Source organism: Microbacterium koreense (genome assembly GCF_042677105.1).
Classification (GTDB): Bacteria; Actinomycetota; Actinomycetes; order Actinomycetales; family Microbacteriaceae; genus Microbacterium; species Microbacterium koreense.
Genome location: NZ_JBHTIM010000001.1, coordinates 353,167 through 368,361 on the forward strand (window position 1 = coordinate 353,167; position 15,195 = coordinate 368,361).

Here is a 15,195-nt window from a genome sequence, read left to right on the forward strand (position 1 = left end):
AGCCGCTCTCAGACGAAGCGCACCGTCTGCTGCAACCGCGTGCGCACGTCGAACACCTCGTTGCCGCCCATCGAGCGGGCCCCGGTGATGCCGCGCCGCAGAACCGTCGCCAAGGCGCTGCGGGCGACGACGGCCACCGGCATCCCCCGTACCTTGCCGATCTCCTCGATGGGGTGAAGGACGTCGTCGTCGGGGAGGACGACGATCGCGCCGCTGAACCTCACCCGCGCGGCGCGCGCCATGACACGCGTTCGGGCGACGAGCGATCCGATCGGCTCATCGACGACCCCGTCGCCGGAGAGCTCGCCGCGGCGCACGCTGACGGGGCCGCCGGCGTCTTCCGACCGGATCGCGTAGAGCCCACTGGGCCCGAGCACGATGTGGTCGATCTTGGCGTCGGGCCCGTCGCCGCGGCCGACCGCGCTGACGTCGTGCCACACGGTGTAGCCCATGCCGAGATCGGCGACGATGCGCGCCGTGGACTCCTCGGCGAGCGCGTCGGCGAGGAGTCGGCGCACGTCGCGCGGAGCCGACCGCACGAGAGCGGGGTCGTAGGGGTCATCGAGCGTCACGCCGCGCCCCACCCACTCACGCATGAGGTCGAGGTACCGTTCGCGATGACGCCCACCCGGTTGACCGTGCGAGCGCGCCCGCGGGCGGGTGTCGGAGGCGGCGCGCGGCGGGCGCCACCCGGCGGCTTCAGAGGCGAAGGACGGGGTCGATGCGGCGCCGAAACCGTGACCGCGGTCGTAGGCTGCGCGCGCGTCGGGTTCGCCGACGAGCCCCCAGGCCCGTTGCACCTGCACGAACACCGCCGCGTCTCCCCCGGTGTCGGGATGGGTCTCACGCAATCGCAGGCGGTACGCCTTGCGCAGGCCGTCGTCGTCGATGTCGGGAGCGACGCCGAGCACGTCGTAGGCCGACGCCGAGAGCGGACTGTCGAACACGTCAGCGCCTTTCGTTCCTGCGAGCGTAGGCCGCTGCGCTGCGGCTCGAGAGGGCAAGGAGGATCAGGATATCCAGGCTGAGCGAGACGAAGGTCCCCTGCAGCGTGATTTCTTGCCCTTGTGCCCACCAGCCGATGAAGACACCGGTGATCGATCCGGTCGAGACGACCATGAGGATGATGCGCGCGACGTTGTTGCCGCGCAGGACGCCGAAAGCCAGCACGGCATCGATGATGACGACCACCGCACCCAGCGCGACGATCACCGCCAGAACGATCACGGCGTCGCCATCGGCGCCCGCGTCACCGAGTTGACCGGCGGTCTCGCTGACGAAGTGGGACCAGTTCAGCGCGACGACGACGATGATGACGATGCCGGCGAGCACCCGGAGTCCGACCAGCAGTGCGCCGGCGACGGTCGCCGACGGCCGCGGCATGTCGGGTTCGTATCCGGTGGGGGCGAGCAGGCGCGAAGCCGGTTCGAAGGCGGGCCGCTTGGCCGGGGTCCCACTCATCGCGCCACCTCCTTCGCGGTCGCGACCCGGCGCACATCGACGATCGGGAGGTCGCCGTCGGTGCGGATGGAATCGCCGCCGCCGTTACGCGAGTGGTACCCGGTGGCGAAATCCTCGATCACGTCGACCGTGATCTCCGTGTCGGATGCGGTGAGGGTCGCTACGACGTGGTCTCGTTCGATGTCGGTGTCGGCGTCGATGCGATGCGTGACCTGCAGGGTGAACAACGACAGGCCGACGCTCGTGTCGAAGGTGCCGGCGGCGAGCCAATCGACCCGTCGCCCTCCGGGCAGTAGCCATCCGTCGGGACAGTGCCAAAAACGCACGTGGTGGCGCTGGGCGGGGTTTCCGTCGACCTCCTGCTGGTACGCGAAGTCCTGCTGTCTGCCGAAGAGGAAGAGCGGGCTCACCGGCGCATTGTGGTAGCTGCGGCGGGTGATCGTCGAGGTGATGATCCGCCACGACGAGGCGAAGGTCACGGGGTCCGCTCTCGTCCATCCCGCGGCACGCATCGCGCGTTCGATCTGGTCGCCGGTTCCGAGCACCGCGATGTTGACGGGGTCGCCCAGCAGCCCGTCGCTGGTCCGGGTGCGCCCGATGAAGTAGTCGGGCACATAGACGGTGGTGAGGATGCGGTGAAGGCGCGGGAGGACCAGGTACGCCAGGAGCACCCAGAAGGCGATCGCGAACAAAATGCCCCACCACCCCACGCGGAAGGTCTCGGTGAGGCTCAGGTACGCGAGCCACACCGAGGCGAGTCCCGCGAAGACGAAGAAGAACCAGTCGACCGCGACGCCGATCGAGAAGCTCCGTCTGCGGGGTGCGCGGCTCATGTCCAGAGCGGGGTCTTCGGGCGGTGGGCGAATGCCTGGTCGACGATGGCCGGGTCGAGTTCGGCGAGGGTCGCCGGCTGCCAGCGCGGCGAGCGATCCTTGTCGATCACCTGGGCGCGAATGCCCTCGACCAGGTCGGGCTGCGTCTCGGCGAACCACATCACCAGGCCGTACTCCTGCGAGAGTGTGTCGCGCAGCGACGGAAGCTCACGCGCGCGACGGATCGCGGAGAGTGTCACGGCGAGTCCGGTCGGAGAGAGCTCTTCGAGGGTGTCGGCGGTCGCCGCCGCGGCGGGCTCCGGGCGCGCCCGCAGACGCTCGACGATCTCGCCGACCGTCTCTGCAGAGAACGCCTCGTCGATCCACTCGCGGTCGGTGTGAAGGCGCGACTCGGGTGCCGTCTCATCGAAGAGCAGCACGATCTCGGTGGGGCTCGACGGATCGGCACGGGTCTCCAACGCCTCCCGCACGCTCTCGAGTCGCTCGCTGGGCACGACGTGATCGGCGAACCCGGCGTAGACGGCGTCGGCGGCATCCATCGAGGCCCCCGTCAACCCGAGATACTCCCCGATACGACCGGGAGCCCGCGCCAGCAACCGGGTCCCTCCGACGTCGGGGGTGAAACCGATCCGGGTTTCGGGCATCGCCAGCCGCGACCGCTCGGTGACGATGCGGATCGGTGCGTGGCCGGCCAGTCCGATGCCGCCCCCCATCGTGATGCCGTCTGCGAACGCGATGACCGGCTTCGGATACTCCGAGATCCGTGCGTCGAGCGCGTACTCCACGCGGAAGAACTCTCCCGCATCCTCGGCACGACCTCCGCCGACCTGCTCGGCGAGACCGCGCACGTCGCCGCCGGCGCACAGCCCGCGGTCTCCGGCACCGTCGAGGATCACCATCTCGACGTCGACGTCGTCTTCCCACGCGTCCAGCGCCGCCCAGATGGCGCGGGCCATCTCGAGGGTGAGCGCGTTGAGCGCCCGAGGGCGGTTGAGGGTGAGGTGCCCGACGCCGTTGCGGGCGGTCGCGAGCACCGTCGGCTCGACGGATGCGGTGGCAGGTTGTTCGGTCGCTGCGGTCACGTCGCCAGGCTACCGGGGCGCGCCCGTGCCACGGGTTCCCGCGCGAGCGAGGATCCTCGGCCATGATGGGAACCGGCACACGCTGACGAAGGGATGCCGCATGCCCGATGGTCTGGTGCTCGAATTCGACGGGGTGACCAAGCGATTCGGCGCCGTCACGGCCGTCGACGGACTCACTGCGCGCGTCGAGCCGGGCGTCGTCACCGGTTTCCTCGGACCGAACGGTGCCGGCAAGACCACATCGTTGCGGATCCTGCTGGGCCTCATCCGTGCGACGGACGGCGTCGCCCGGATCGGGGGGAGCAGCTACGCAGATCTGCGGCATCCGCTCCAGAGCGTGGGTGCGGTGTTGGAGGCGTCGAGCTTCCACCCCGGTCGCACGGCTGCAAACCATCTCCGTGTGTACGCGCGGGCAGCGGCGATCGGCGACGCTCGCGTGGACGAAGTCTTGGGCTTGGTCGGACTGGCGGATGCGGCGGGCCGCAAGGTCGGCGGATTCTCCCTCGGCATGCGTCAGCGGCTGGGACTCGCGTACGCCCTGCTGGGCGACCCGGGCGTGCTCGTCCTCGACGAACCGTCGAATGGTCTCGACCCCGAAGGCATCAGGTGGATGCGCGGATTCCTCCGGCAGCTCGCAGCGGAGGGGCGCACGGTGCTGATTTCGTCGCACCTGCTGACCGAGGTGCAACAGACGGTCGACTCCATCGTGGTGATCTCGCGTGGCCGGTTGGTCTATCAGGGCGGGCTGGGCGAGCTCGCCGACCCGTCCGAGTTCGTCACCGTCGCCGATGCTCCCGATCGCGAGGCGTTGACCGCGGCACTCACCGCGGCAGACGCATCGTTCGAGGTGCTGCGTTCGGGGCTCACCCTGCGAACGCTCGGTCCTGAGGCGGTGGGACGGATCGCCGCCGACGCGGGCATCGCCTTGTCCGCACTGCAGCGGCGAGGCCCCGCGCTCGAAGAGGTCTTCCTCGAACTCGTCAGTGGCATCCGCGTCCACGCCAGCGCCACGGGTAGTGCGGTCTCACCTGCACCTGCACCCGAACCCGCACCCGAACCCGCACCCGAACCCGAGCCCGAGCCCGAGCCGACGCCCGAACCCGAGCCGGCGCCCGAACCCGAGCCGGCGCCCGACGTCGAAGCCGAACCGCAGCCGACCACCGACGCCGCGAACGATCCGCAGCCCGCGATCTCGACCGCCGCGTTCACCGTGGCGAGCACCGGCGTGATCGACGTCGTGCCCCCGTCGTCTGCGGAGGATGAGTCCGGTGCGGTCGGCGACGCGGCCCCCGAAGGAGGTGACGACCGATGAGCCTCGCCGCCGCGATCCGTTCGGAGTCCACGAAGTTGTTCACCACCTCGATGTGGTGGCTGTTGGCGCTCATCCTGGCCCTCTACGTCGCGTTCACCGCGTCGGTCCTGGGGTTCGTGTTCGCCGGCGCCGCCACGGGCTCGCTCGGCGGTTCGGGAACACCGGGCATGACCGAAGACGGTCTCGCGATGACGCTCTACAGCACCGCGACGTCCGTCGGATACGTCTTCCCCCTCCTTATCGGCACGCTGCTGGTGACCGCGGAGTTCCGCCACAAGACCCTGTCACCCACATTCCTCGCCACACCGCGGCGCAACACGGTGCTGTGGGCGAAGCTCGCCGTCGGTGTGGTCGTCGGAGTGCTGTACGGCATCGTCGGCATCGTTGCTTCGGTCGGCCCGGGTGCGGGGTTCCTCGCGGGCTTCGGCCTCGACACCGAGCTCACCGAACCAGAGACATGGGCCATGCTCGGCCGCGTGCTCCTCGCCTTCGTCCTCTGGGTGGCGATCGGGGCCGGTGTCGGAGCCCTCGTTCGCAACCAGGTCGCCGCGATCGTCGGCGTGCTGGTTTTCACACAGTTTCTCGAACCGATCGGACGCACCGCCGCCGCCTTCGTCGACGGGCTCTCAACGGTGACGCAGTACCTGCCGGGCGCGGCGAGCGACGTGCTTGTCGGGGCGAGCGTCTTCGGCGACGCGCTCACCGACGAGAACGCGCTGCCGTGGTGGGGCGGAGGCCTCGTTCTGGTCGGCTACGCCGTGGTGCTGGTGCTGCTCGGCGCGATCACGAGCTGGCGCCGCGACATCAACTGAGCGGAATCGCGCCCGTCTCGGCGGCGATGGTGACGACATCGGCAGCCTCCGCCGGGGCATCCTCGAGCCGCAGGGACTGCACGAGCGCAAGCCCATGACGGGTCGAGAGGATGATGCGCTCGAACTGATCGTGCCCCGTGAGATCGATCACGACACCGGGTCGGCGGCGCCGGACGATGACGAAGTCCGAACCCGACGACGACTTCCAGGTTCCCATCGCGATGACTCCGCGAAGGTGGGTTCCGGGGCTGGCGACTCCACGCAACCACGTCCACCCGTCGTCGGTGAGCTGCACCTTGGCGATCTGTGACCGCTCGATGAGGACATTCCCCCGGTGGAATGAAAGTGCGCGCTCGGTGCCGGACAGCGCGACTTCGAGCCGCGTCGAGTCCAGCAGCAGCGTCACCATGCCTCCAGTCTGCCAGCGTCGCGCGCGTCGCGGTGCCCGGTTTGCTTACGTTGGAGCAACGATCGACAGCTCCGGGGCACGCAACGGGCTCTTCGCAGATGACGGTGTTGTCGGGGTGGGGCGCTGGTTCGCGCATAGGCGTCGAGGTCGTCGTCGAAGAAAACTCACACTGCCCATCCGCCGGACGACCTCGACGCGCACCACCCTACGTTCGCGTCCACTGACCTCCCCACGCTCCGCCGTGTCGACGAGCTCCGTCTCGTCGGGCAACTCGTCGAGCCCGACGGGGCGGCGCTCGAGTGCCGCGTCATCGACGACGACACGTGGCGCCGGAGATACTGCACGTAGGGTGTGCGTACCGGTGCGGACACTGCCCACGTGCGTGCCAAGACACGAGCTCTGCGACGGCGCCTCGGGCGAAGACCTCCCACGGCACCCCCGACGACCTGCCGCCGTCGCCCGTACCTCCACCTGCAACAAGCAGCTCGTTGCGCGGCGCGGAAACGAGCGAGCCACTTGGCGTGGCGTCATCGGAATACCCCGAAGCGTTCAGGTGTGGCTGATCCGCGGTTGGTACGTCTTGATGAACGAGCGGTGTCGCGCAGAGACTCCTCGTGGTCGCGATGGCTACGTCGGTCTTAGCGCGTCGAGCGCGAGAGCCTCCAGCGCCGCCGCATAGGCGTCAAGGACCCCGTCGTCGAACAGCACGTGGGGCGAGTGCGGCGAGAAGGCATCCTCTTCCGAGACCTCCGCGGGCCGCGCACCAAGAAGGAGGAACGCCCCGGGCACCTCGCGGAGGAAGAACGCGAAGTCCTCGCTCGCCATGAGAGATTGGTCGAGCTCCGCCACGCGATCCGTCCCGAACGTGCGCCCGAGAACGTCGATCGCCCTGGCCACTTCTCTCGGCGTGTTGACGGTGACGGGATAAACCTCGGAGAACGACACCTCCGCGACGCAGCCGTGGGCCTCGGCGATGCCGTGCACGAGCTTGGGGAGCTCGTCGGCCAGGAGCGCGACGGAGTGCGGCGAGAGCGTTCGGACCGATGCCGCGAAGGTTGATCTCTCGGGGATCACGTTGATGGCGACCGATTCCGCGTTCATCCGCGTGACGCTCAGGACGACCGGATCGTGAACATCCACGCGCCGGGAGACGAAGCTTTGGAGCGCCATCACGATCTCGGACATGACGGGGACGGTGTCCCGCAGGAGGTGGGGAGCCGATGCGTGTCCGCCGACCCCGGCGATGCTGACCCGCAGCTCGTTCAGGCCCGCCATGATGGCGCCCGTCCGGGTGAGGAAGCGACCCGCGGGGACCGTCGGCCAGACGTGGATGCTGTAGCACTCCGACGCGCGGACACCCCCGGCATCCAGGACGCCCTCGTCGATCATGATCTTCCCGCCGCCGTAACCCTCCTCGCCGGGCTGGAAGGCGAAGACCACGGTGCCGGCCAGATCCTCCCGTCGCCGCACCAATCGGCGGACGGCGCCGATCGTCCCGGCCATGTGGAGGTCGTGTCCGCAGGCGTGCATCGCGCCGTTCGTGGAGGCGAACGCCACGCCACTCTGTTCGTGCAGGGGGAGGGCGTCCATATCGGCTCGCAGGACGATTGTCGGACCCGGCCGCGTGCCGCAAAGGACCGCGGTGACGGAGGTGAGGCCCGCGCCAGCGCGCACGTCGTCGAGATCGAGCGCGCCGAGCTCACGGAGAACGATGGCCTGAGTGACGGGCAGGTCGAGTCCGACCTCCGCGGTCGCGTGCAGCTCTCGGCGAAGTTCCTGAAGGGAGCCGTCCCCCGGCTCTGCCGTCGCGTCCGGGGTGGTCGCCGCAGGACCGGTCACAGCGACCTACCGCCGCGCCGGAGAGCGATCCGCGCGGCGACAGCGGCTGCGTAGTCGGGATCGGGTTCGTACAGCGTGCCGTGATGGGTGAGACAGACCCACTCGTCGCCCTCCTGCACCCACGTCCCGGTGAAACGGGTGTGGGCGGTGAGGTCGTCTCCATCTTCGGTGACCGAGTGCGTGAAGTACTCGCCGTCGAGTTCGGCGACGTCGCCCCTCCGTCTGGCGCTCGTCCGGTGGATCTCGTAGAAGGCGCCATCGGTGAGGCTGGAGGCGAGCGCAATGTACGACTCCTTGTCGTAGCGCTTGCCGAACACGCTCACGTAGAGGAAGTCGGGGTGGAGGAATCCGGCGAGGGATTCCATGTCGGCCGTGCAGTTGCAGTCGGTCCAGCCGCGAAAGCGTCGCGCGAGGACCTCGGCGAGCGCGGGATCCCAGGCCCAACGAGTCATGGCATGCCCCTTCCTGAGTGATGCCAGCGGAGCGCACGGGGCGGGCGGTCGACCCCGCCCCGTGCGCGCAGACGCCGACAGGTGCCGCCGACGTCGAGTGAGTCGCCTACGACCGGACGCCCTCGCTCGTGACCCGAAGCGGTGTGATGCCGGGTCCATGGCCGAGGCCGCGCTCGCGCCCGGTGTCGCCGACCGAGGGGCGGGGCTCGTCGGGGTCGGGCAGGGGCGAGCAGTGGAAGTGCCACATCTTCCACACCGGGTTCCCGTCGCCGTCGTCCCGCTGGTAGATCTCGGTGGCGCGCAGCCGGTTCTCCGTCGCCTCGCCCTTCATCTGCCAGGTGTCCGAGCCGGTTCCGGCCTCACCGATGGCCTGCATCGGGAAGACGCCCTCGCACGCGAGCCACGCCATGTCGCCGGAGATGGTGAGACGCATGATCTGGATGTCGGGGTACGCGACGATCTCGATCTGCCCCTGGTACCACTCCCACAGGTTCGTCTTCTCCTCGATGCCGAAGTAGGGGTGGCCGTTGGCATTGAACATCAGGTAGGAGTCGCCCGAGGGATACACAGACTGCATCAGCGGGATGACCAGCTGGTGATTCGCCTCCCACCAGTCCTTGTGCAGCTTCAGGATCGCTTCGCGGTCTTCTTCGAGAGTGGGCATTGCTCGTTCCTTTCGGTGAGGGATCTTCGTGCGAGGGTCAGGGTCGTTCGGTGAGGGCGAGAAGGTCGTCCATGGGCGACTGCCACATCCCCGCCCCGGCGAGCGACGCGAGCAGCTGCGTCACGGCAGGGTCGTGGGATGCGGCGGCGCTGAGCGCGTTCGCGGCTCCGGTGCGATCGCCGAAGCGGGCCAGGATCAGTCCGCGCCACACCGTCGGTTCGAGGTTCGCGTCGCCGAGTATGCGCTGAGCGCGTTCCAGCTCGCCGACCGCGTTCGCGACCGCATCCTCGGCCGCCGTAGCGTCTCCAATGAGAAGACCGGGATGCTCGAGCATCGCCACGAGCCCGGAAAGCGCCGTGGCGGCAGACGCCAGCCTGCGCAGTTCCGCGAGGGGTGCGGGATGGTCGTCGACGCGCAGGTCGAGGACAGTGTCCGCGCCGAGGTCGCTCGTATCCGTGGTCGAGACGATTTTCAGTGCGGCGGCCTGCTGTCCACGAAGGTCGCCGCCGGCGTCTTGAGCGGCGTCGAGGGCATCGAGCATCCGCGAGGCCAGCGTCCCCGCCGAGTTCTCGAAGACGTCGAGCATCCCTTCCCACACGGCCGGTCCGGCGACGAGATTCGCCTGGCCGCGGGCAAGGGACCCCACCGCGTGTCCCGCGCTGGCGATGCACCCAGAGCCCGTGTGCGTGGCCCCGACGCCGTCGATCCGAAGGACGGCGACCTGCCGAACGGCTTCCCCGTCGTCGGCCGCGACCAGCTCGTCCAGCGCCTGCTGAGGATCTCGGCCCGCCGCGAGCTCGTCGAGGAGGTCCCGCCCGTACTCGGCGCGCACCACCGACTGGGTCGCGACGACACCGACCCCGGGTCGGGCCCACGGCACGAGGGATCCGACGCCGAAGTAATGCGACTGCACGGCTACGCCGATCTGGCCCGCCTCCGGGTCCAGGGCGAGGATCGAATAGGTCATGACGCACCCACCTTTTCGGTATCGGAGCTCGGCTCGCCCACGGACTGCGCCGTCGTCTTCTCCGAGTGCCGGCGCGACCGCCGGAGCGGGCCACCCGCGCCGAAGAACCAGACCAGCGACCCCCATGACAGCTCGCGCCCGTCGGTGATGCCGCGGCGGCGGAAGGCCAGGATGGCCAACAGCGCGATCCCGAGGCCCACCTCCGTCAGTCCTGGACGCTCGATGCCCCCTTCGATCCACTGCAGGCTGCGGCGGAGCGCCGTGATGACGAGGGTGCCGACCACCGCGCCGGTGAGGGAGGACATCCCGCCGACGACGAGCATCGCGATGAGGATGAACGTCGGACCGAGGTAGAACGCATCCGGAGAGAGGCTCCCCTGGAGTTGCGCGTACAGACCTCCGGCGATGCCGACGACGAACCCGGACGCGACGAACGCGATGCCGCGCGACACCCCGACGTTGATGCCGATCGCGCGGGCCGCGACCGCATCCTCTCTCGTCGCGCGGATCTTCAAGCCGATCGGTGACTCCTGAAAGAGCCAGACCGCGACGATGACGACACCGCCGACGACCAGCGCGACCACGAGCGTCGTCGAGGTCGGAATGGCGGTGATCCCGCGCGATCCGTTCGTGACGGCCGACCAGTTGCCGGCGACGACGTACACCGCCACGAGGATCGCCAGAGTGCCGAGGCTCGCGGTGATGTCGTTCATCCGGGCGAGCGGGATGCTGAGCACGAGAGCGACCGCCGCGGCGAGCACCGCCCCGACGAGCACCGCCAGGATGCCCGGCAGCTGCGCCTGGACGAGCCACTCCGGCATGCCGTCGAAGAGGGCGCTCTTCGACGCGATCGGAACCGTGAGGACGGCGGTCGCGTATGCGCCGATCGCCATGAAGGCGAGCTGCCCGAAGGAGAACACCCCCGTGAGGCCGATGAAGACGTAGATCCCGATCACGGCGATCATATTCACCAGCGCACCCACGACGATGCGGCGGAGCGAGGCGTCGCCGAGGGTAGAGGCGAGCACCGACGCCACGACCATCACGACGATGAGCAGGAACGGCGTTGACAGCGAGTTCAGCGGCCTGCGGATCGGAGAGGTGTGCTGTGCGATGGGAGACATCAGACCCTCGCTCTCGACGCACGCGTCACGATCAGGCCGTTCGGGCGGAAGACGAGCACCAGGAACACCGCCGCGAACAGGAAAGCGTCGCGGAAGGGCCGCAGCTCCAGGGGCAGCACGAGTTGCAGGGCGACCGAGATCGCGCCCAGCGCATACGCACCGATTACGGCACCCGAGAGCGACCCCATCCCGCCGAGGATCGTCGCTACGAACGCCATCAGCACCACCTGCACGCCGATCGTGTTCGTGACCACCCCGGTCTGCGCCGTCAGTAGAACGGCGGCGATCGAGGCGAGGAGGCCGCTGATGCCAAACGCGACCGCGATCACCACGTTCGCGCGGACGCCCACCAGGCGTGCGGTGGTGAAGTCCTCGGCGGTGGCGCGCATCTGCATGCCGACCGAGGTGCGCTTAAGGAAGATCGCGAGCCCCACCAGGAGGACGGCGGTGAGGATGATCGTCACGAGGTTGAGCGTCAGCATCCGCACGGGTCCGAGCTGGAAGGACTCGTTCAAGAACGGCCACACTGAACCGGAGCGCAGGTCCGGCCCGAAGATGAGGATCGCCACGTTCTGCAGGAGGTAGCTGACGCCGAACGACGTGATGAGCATGACGACCGGTCCCGCCCCCCGGACCGGACGGAACGCCACGCGCTCCATGAGCACGGCGATCAGGACCGTCACGATCACCAGCACGACGAGCCTCATGATGAGCGGCACGTCCGCCATGAGGATGAGCACGTACGCGCCGATCGTGACGAGCTCGCTGTGGGCGAAGTTGATCATCTTGAGAATGCCGAAGATGAGCGCGATGCCGAGCGCGAAGATGGCGAAGAGGCTTCCGAGCGAGAGACCGTCGACAATGGCCTGGGAGATGTTCATGCGTCCGCCCCCGTCCCCCCGGACGCGTCCGGCGCCGGCGTCTCAGGCGAACCGCTCCTGCCGCCGAAGTAGCTGTCCACGATGTCGTCGGAGGCGAGGATCTCGTCCGCCGTGCCGGACATCACGACCTCCCCCGACTGCAGGACGTAGGAGACATCGGCCAGAGCGACCGCCTTCGCGGCGTTCTGCTCCACCAGCAGCACGGTGCCTCCCTCCGCGCGCAGCTGCGCGACGATGTCGAAGATCTGCTCCACGATGAGGGGCGCAAGCCCCAGCGACGGCTCGTCGAGCATGAGCAGTCGCGGCTTCGCGATGAGCGCCCGGGCGATCGCGAGCTGCTGCTGCTCGCCGCCAGAAAGCTTTCCCGCCGGGGAGTTCTGCCGGCGTCCGAGCGCCGGGAACCGCTCCATGAACTCCCGCACGTCGGCGCGGAGCGCGCGCTTGTCCTTCCGGGCGGTGCCGCCGAGCCGGAGATTCTCCTCCACCGTGAGCGTCCCGAAGATGTGACGCCCCTCCGGCACGAGCGAGAGCCCCCGCCGGAGCAGCGCCTCCGGACGTCGCCCGAGAACGCTCTCGCCGTCGACCGTGATCGACCCGGATGCGGGTGCCACAAGACCGACGATCGCCTTCAGCGACGTGGTCTTCCCGGCCCCGTTCGGTCCCACGAGCGAGACGACCTGCCCCTCGTCGACCCGGAAGCTCACGCCGCGCAGCGCCGGCGAACGGCCGTAGCGCACGACGAGATCGTCAACCCGCAGCATCCTGCCCCCCGGTCTCCGACGTCTCGTTCACGCCGAGGTAGGCCTCGAGCACGGCGGGGTTCGCGCGCACCTGCGCGGGAGTGCCCTCAGCGATGCTGCGCCCGAAGTCGAGCACGTGGATGCGCTCGCAGATGCCCATGATCAGCCGCATGTCGTGCTCGATGATCACGAGCGAGCACGAGAATCGCGCCTTGACGGCGAGCAGCGAAGCGACGAGCTCATCGCTCTCGGACTCGTTCGTCCCCGCTGCCGGCTCATCGAGCAGGAGCACCTGCGGGCCGCCCGCGAGAGCGCGCGCGATGCCGAGACGACGCTCCTCGCCGTGGGGAAGAGCGTCGGCGTAGCTGTCGCGACGGTGCGTCAGCGACAGCGCGTCGAGCATCTCGGCCGTGCGCTCCCGCACTTCGCGACGCGCGACGCCGGCACCGATGGCGCCGAGTTCTACGTTCTGCTGCACGGTCAGCCGGCCGAACGGCCGCACCGCCTGGAACGTGCGCCCGACACCGGCCTTCGCGATCTTCTCGGGCCGGACGCCCGTCATGACGCCCCCGCCGACGCGGACCGAACCGGCGGTGGGTCGCTGGAACCCCGAGAGCACATTCATGAACGTCGTCTTGCCCGCGCCGTTCGGACCGATGAGCCCGAACACCTCGTTCCGGCCGACGGCGAGCGTCACATCCTCGAGGGCCTTGACGCCCTCGAACGCGACGCTGATGCCGTCGGCCTCGATGACCGGATCGGCCGGATGTCCGACCTCGAGCCTGTCGGCTGCGACCTCGGCGATGCTCATGATCGGGGAAGGAGGGGAAGCACTCGTTCGCCGGCGAAGCGAACGAGCTCTTCGCCGCGCTCGAAAGGCGCGGGAAAGAGGATGACCGAGTCGGAGCCGGCATCGAGGAACGCCTGAATCTTCGCGGCGCACTGCTCGGCGGTGCCGGCGATCGCGAGATCCTCCAGCCACGCGTCGGGCATCTCGGCCGCCACCCGCTCCGCTCCACCGGTCGCCAGCTCCGCCAGTTCTTCGTCGATGCCGTACACCGAGATGAGGTCGGTGCCCTGCATGATCGTCAGGTAGAACGCGAGCGACTGCCGCAGCGCGTCCCGCGCCACCTGGGGGTCATCGTCGCCGCAGAACAGCGCGAACGTGACGATGCGCTTGTGGCGGGTGTCGCCCGCCTCCGCGGCGCCCGCATCCAGCAGCTTCCGCGCCCACTCGATATAGGCGGTTCCCGACGTCGTCGAGGCAACGAGTCCGTCCGCGATGCGGCCGGTCTGCTGGATCGACTTCGGCCCGACCGCGCCGATGTACATCGGCGGCACCTCCTGGGCCGGGTAGGCGAGCCTGATCTCCGAGAGCTGGTGGATGCCGTCAACGGTGACGGTTTCTCCGGCGAGGAGCGCCTTGGTGTTCTCGACCGCCTCGCGCACGGCGCGCATCGGCGACTTCGGCATGATACCCATTTGGTTCAGCCACGCGGGAAGGCCGAGTCCGATGCCGGGCCAGAACCGTCCCGGGAATATCGCCTCGATCGTGGCGAAGTCGAGCGCCTGGATGGAGACGTGGCGCGAGACGGCGGACTGGATCCCCAGTCCGATCGGGATGCTGGCGGTCGCCGCGAGCGCGGCCGTGGCGGTAATGACGCCGGAGGAGTACCAGAGGTCCTCGGTGAGCCACACCTCGCCGAAGCCCTTCTCCTCGGCCAGCACCGCCAGGCGCGGGATGTCGGCGGGCGGAATGTGGCTGCCGATCAGAAGACCTACCGGAGCAGTCATGAGGGGGTCCTTTCGGTGTGGTCGAGGTGGGCGCTCACGAGGTGAGCGACTCGGGCGGGAGCCTCGAGCATGGGCATGTGACCGATGTCCGGCATGAGGACGAGTTCGGTGCGGAGGGCCCTGGCCATCTGCATCCCGAGTTCCGGCGTGCACGTCCCGTCGAACTGGCCGGTGAGAACGAGGGTGGGCACGTCGATGCGCGCCGCGCGGTCGGTCGAGTCGGAGTACACCGTCGCCTCCCAGACACGCTTGACGATCTCCACCGGGTTGGGATTCGAGAGGCGGATGCCGAGGTCGATGATCCCGCGGTCGACGTACGGACCGAACGTGATCTCCGGGAAGACCTTTTCGAAGGTGCCCGGCACGCCGTATTCATCGAAGACGTCGAGCACGGCCTGTGCGTCGGCGCCCTCGAAGTTGAGCGAGCTGCCGATCGCGGTGATGGACAGGACGGCTTCGGGCCGACTCCCGGCCAGGCACACGGCGAGCGAGCCCCCCAAGGACCCTCCGACGACATGCGCCGGGACCGCGGGCCCGACCTGATCGATGAACGCCTCGATGTCGGACAGCCATTCGTCCAGTCCGAAGTCGCCGTCCGGATCCGAGTCTCCGTGCGCGCGGAGGTCGGGCATGAACAGGGTCCGCTCGGGCCCGAGCTCGTTCGCCAGATCGAACCAGATCCTCCCCTGCATGTTGATCGGGTGAAGGAACAGGATCGGGATGGCTGCATCGTCGGTGCCGGGGCGCACCCAGCCGGCGAGGGCGCCTGCCGGTCCCTGGATGCGGACGGGATCGAAGCTCACGGGATCTCCTTGGGGTGGGACG

17 protein-coding genes are annotated in these 15,195 nt (G+C 69.0%); 2 read left to right on the top strand and 15 right to left on the bottom strand.

Annotated elements, in window-relative coordinates:
* Window positions 1–8 precede the first annotated feature (8 nt).
* Genes ACFQZV_RS01510 through ACFQZV_RS01525 form a run of 4 tightly spaced genes read right to left on the bottom strand, consistent with a single transcriptional unit; the run spans window position 9 to window position 3,376 of the window.
* Complete coding sequence (locus tag ACFQZV_RS01510; protein ID WP_378751580.1) at window positions 9–947, bottom strand: DnaJ domain-containing protein; 939 nt, start codon at window positions 945–947, stop codon at window positions 9–11.
* A 1-nt stretch (window position 948) separates the two neighbouring features.
* Complete coding sequence (locus ACFQZV_RS01515) at window positions 949–1,461, bottom strand: hypothetical protein (RefSeq protein WP_378751582.1); 513 nt, start codon at window positions 1,459–1,461, stop codon at window positions 949–951.
* Window positions 1,458–2,294: an LssY C-terminal domain-containing protein gene (locus tag ACFQZV_RS01520; RefSeq protein ID WP_378751584.1), complete on the bottom strand. Its 837-nt coding sequence runs from the start codon at window positions 2,292–2,294 to the stop codon at window positions 1,458–1,460. Before ACFQZV_RS01520 ends, ACFQZV_RS01515 begins: the two co-directional genes overlap by 4 nt.
* Complete coding sequence (locus tag ACFQZV_RS01525; RefSeq protein ID WP_378751586.1) at window positions 2,291–3,376, bottom strand: enoyl-CoA hydratase/isomerase family protein; 1,086 nt, start codon at window positions 3,374–3,376, stop codon at window positions 2,291–2,293. The genes ACFQZV_RS01520 and ACFQZV_RS01525 overlap by 4 nt, the downstream gene beginning before the upstream one ends.
* A gap of 100 nt (window positions 3,377–3,476) precedes the next feature.
* Between ACFQZV_RS01525 and ACFQZV_RS01530 the strand changes: the two genes are divergently transcribed.
* The gene (locus tag ACFQZV_RS01530) at window positions 3,477–4,688 is read left to right on the top strand and encodes an ABC transporter ATP-binding protein (RefSeq protein ID WP_378751588.1); all 1,212 of its coding nucleotides are present in this window, start codon (window positions 3,477–3,479) and stop codon (window positions 4,686–4,688) included.
* Window positions 4,685–5,500 (top strand): ABC transporter permease, encoded by an 816-nt coding sequence (locus ACFQZV_RS01535; RefSeq protein WP_378751590.1) that lies wholly within the window; start codon window positions 4,685–4,687, stop codon window positions 5,498–5,500. Before ACFQZV_RS01530 ends, ACFQZV_RS01535 begins: the two co-directional genes overlap by 4 nt.
* Here ACFQZV_RS01535 and ACFQZV_RS01540 read toward each other — a convergent pair.
* The 11 genes from ACFQZV_RS01540 to ACFQZV_RS01590 form a co-directional block, all read right to left on the bottom strand.
* Complete coding sequence (locus ACFQZV_RS01540; protein WP_378751592.1) at window positions 5,493–5,909, bottom strand: hypothetical protein; 417 nt, start codon at window positions 5,907–5,909, stop codon at window positions 5,493–5,495. The two genes, ACFQZV_RS01535 and ACFQZV_RS01540, sit on opposite strands and share 8 nt — an antisense overlap.
* Before the next feature lie 627 nt (window positions 5,910–6,536).
* Entirely contained in the window at window positions 6,537–7,748 is a 1,212-nt protein-coding gene (locus ACFQZV_RS01545; RefSeq protein WP_378751593.1) for a M20 metallopeptidase family protein, read from the bottom strand.
* Window positions 7,745–8,200, bottom strand: a complete 456-nt coding sequence (locus ACFQZV_RS01550; RefSeq protein ID WP_378751595.1) for a nuclear transport factor 2 family protein — start codon at window positions 8,198–8,200, stop codon at window positions 7,745–7,747. Before ACFQZV_RS01550 ends, ACFQZV_RS01545 begins: the two co-directional genes overlap by 4 nt.
* 106 nt (window positions 8,201–8,306) lie before the next feature.
* On the bottom strand, window positions 8,307–8,864 hold the full coding sequence (locus ACFQZV_RS01555) for a YybH family protein (protein WP_378751597.1): 558 nt from the start codon (window positions 8,862–8,864) through the stop codon (window positions 8,307–8,309).
* Window positions 8,865–8,901: 37 nt separating this feature from the next.
* Complete coding sequence (locus ACFQZV_RS01560) at window positions 8,902–9,831, bottom strand: DUF1028 domain-containing protein (RefSeq protein ID WP_378751599.1); 930 nt, start codon at window positions 9,829–9,831, stop codon at window positions 8,902–8,904.
* A complete protein-coding gene (locus tag ACFQZV_RS01565) occupies window positions 9,828–10,955 on the bottom strand; it encodes a branched-chain amino acid ABC transporter permease (protein ID WP_378751601.1) in 1,128 nt (375 codons plus the stop codon). Before ACFQZV_RS01565 ends, ACFQZV_RS01560 begins: the two co-directional genes overlap by 4 nt.
* Window positions 10,955–11,836 (bottom strand): branched-chain amino acid ABC transporter permease, encoded by an 882-nt coding sequence (locus ACFQZV_RS01570; RefSeq protein ID WP_378751603.1) that lies wholly within the window; start codon window positions 11,834–11,836, stop codon window positions 10,955–10,957. The genes ACFQZV_RS01565 and ACFQZV_RS01570 overlap by 1 nt, the downstream gene beginning before the upstream one ends.
* Entirely contained in the window at window positions 11,833–12,597 is a 765-nt protein-coding gene (locus ACFQZV_RS01575; RefSeq protein WP_378751605.1) for an ABC transporter ATP-binding protein, read from the bottom strand. Before ACFQZV_RS01575 ends, ACFQZV_RS01570 begins: the two co-directional genes overlap by 4 nt.
* The gene (locus ACFQZV_RS01580) at window positions 12,584–13,387 is read right to left on the bottom strand and encodes an ABC transporter ATP-binding protein (protein WP_378751607.1); all 804 of its coding nucleotides are present in this window, start codon (window positions 13,385–13,387) and stop codon (window positions 12,584–12,586) included. Before ACFQZV_RS01580 ends, ACFQZV_RS01575 begins: the two co-directional genes overlap by 14 nt.
* Entirely contained in the window at window positions 13,384–14,370 is a 987-nt protein-coding gene (locus ACFQZV_RS01585) for an LLM class flavin-dependent oxidoreductase (RefSeq protein ID WP_378751609.1), read from the bottom strand. The genes ACFQZV_RS01580 and ACFQZV_RS01585 overlap by 4 nt, the downstream gene beginning before the upstream one ends.
* Entirely contained in the window at window positions 14,367–15,173 is an 807-nt protein-coding gene (locus ACFQZV_RS01590) for an alpha/beta fold hydrolase (RefSeq protein WP_378751611.1), read from the bottom strand. Before ACFQZV_RS01590 ends, ACFQZV_RS01585 begins: the two co-directional genes overlap by 4 nt.
* Between the last annotated feature and the right edge of the window lie 22 nt (window positions 15,174–15,195).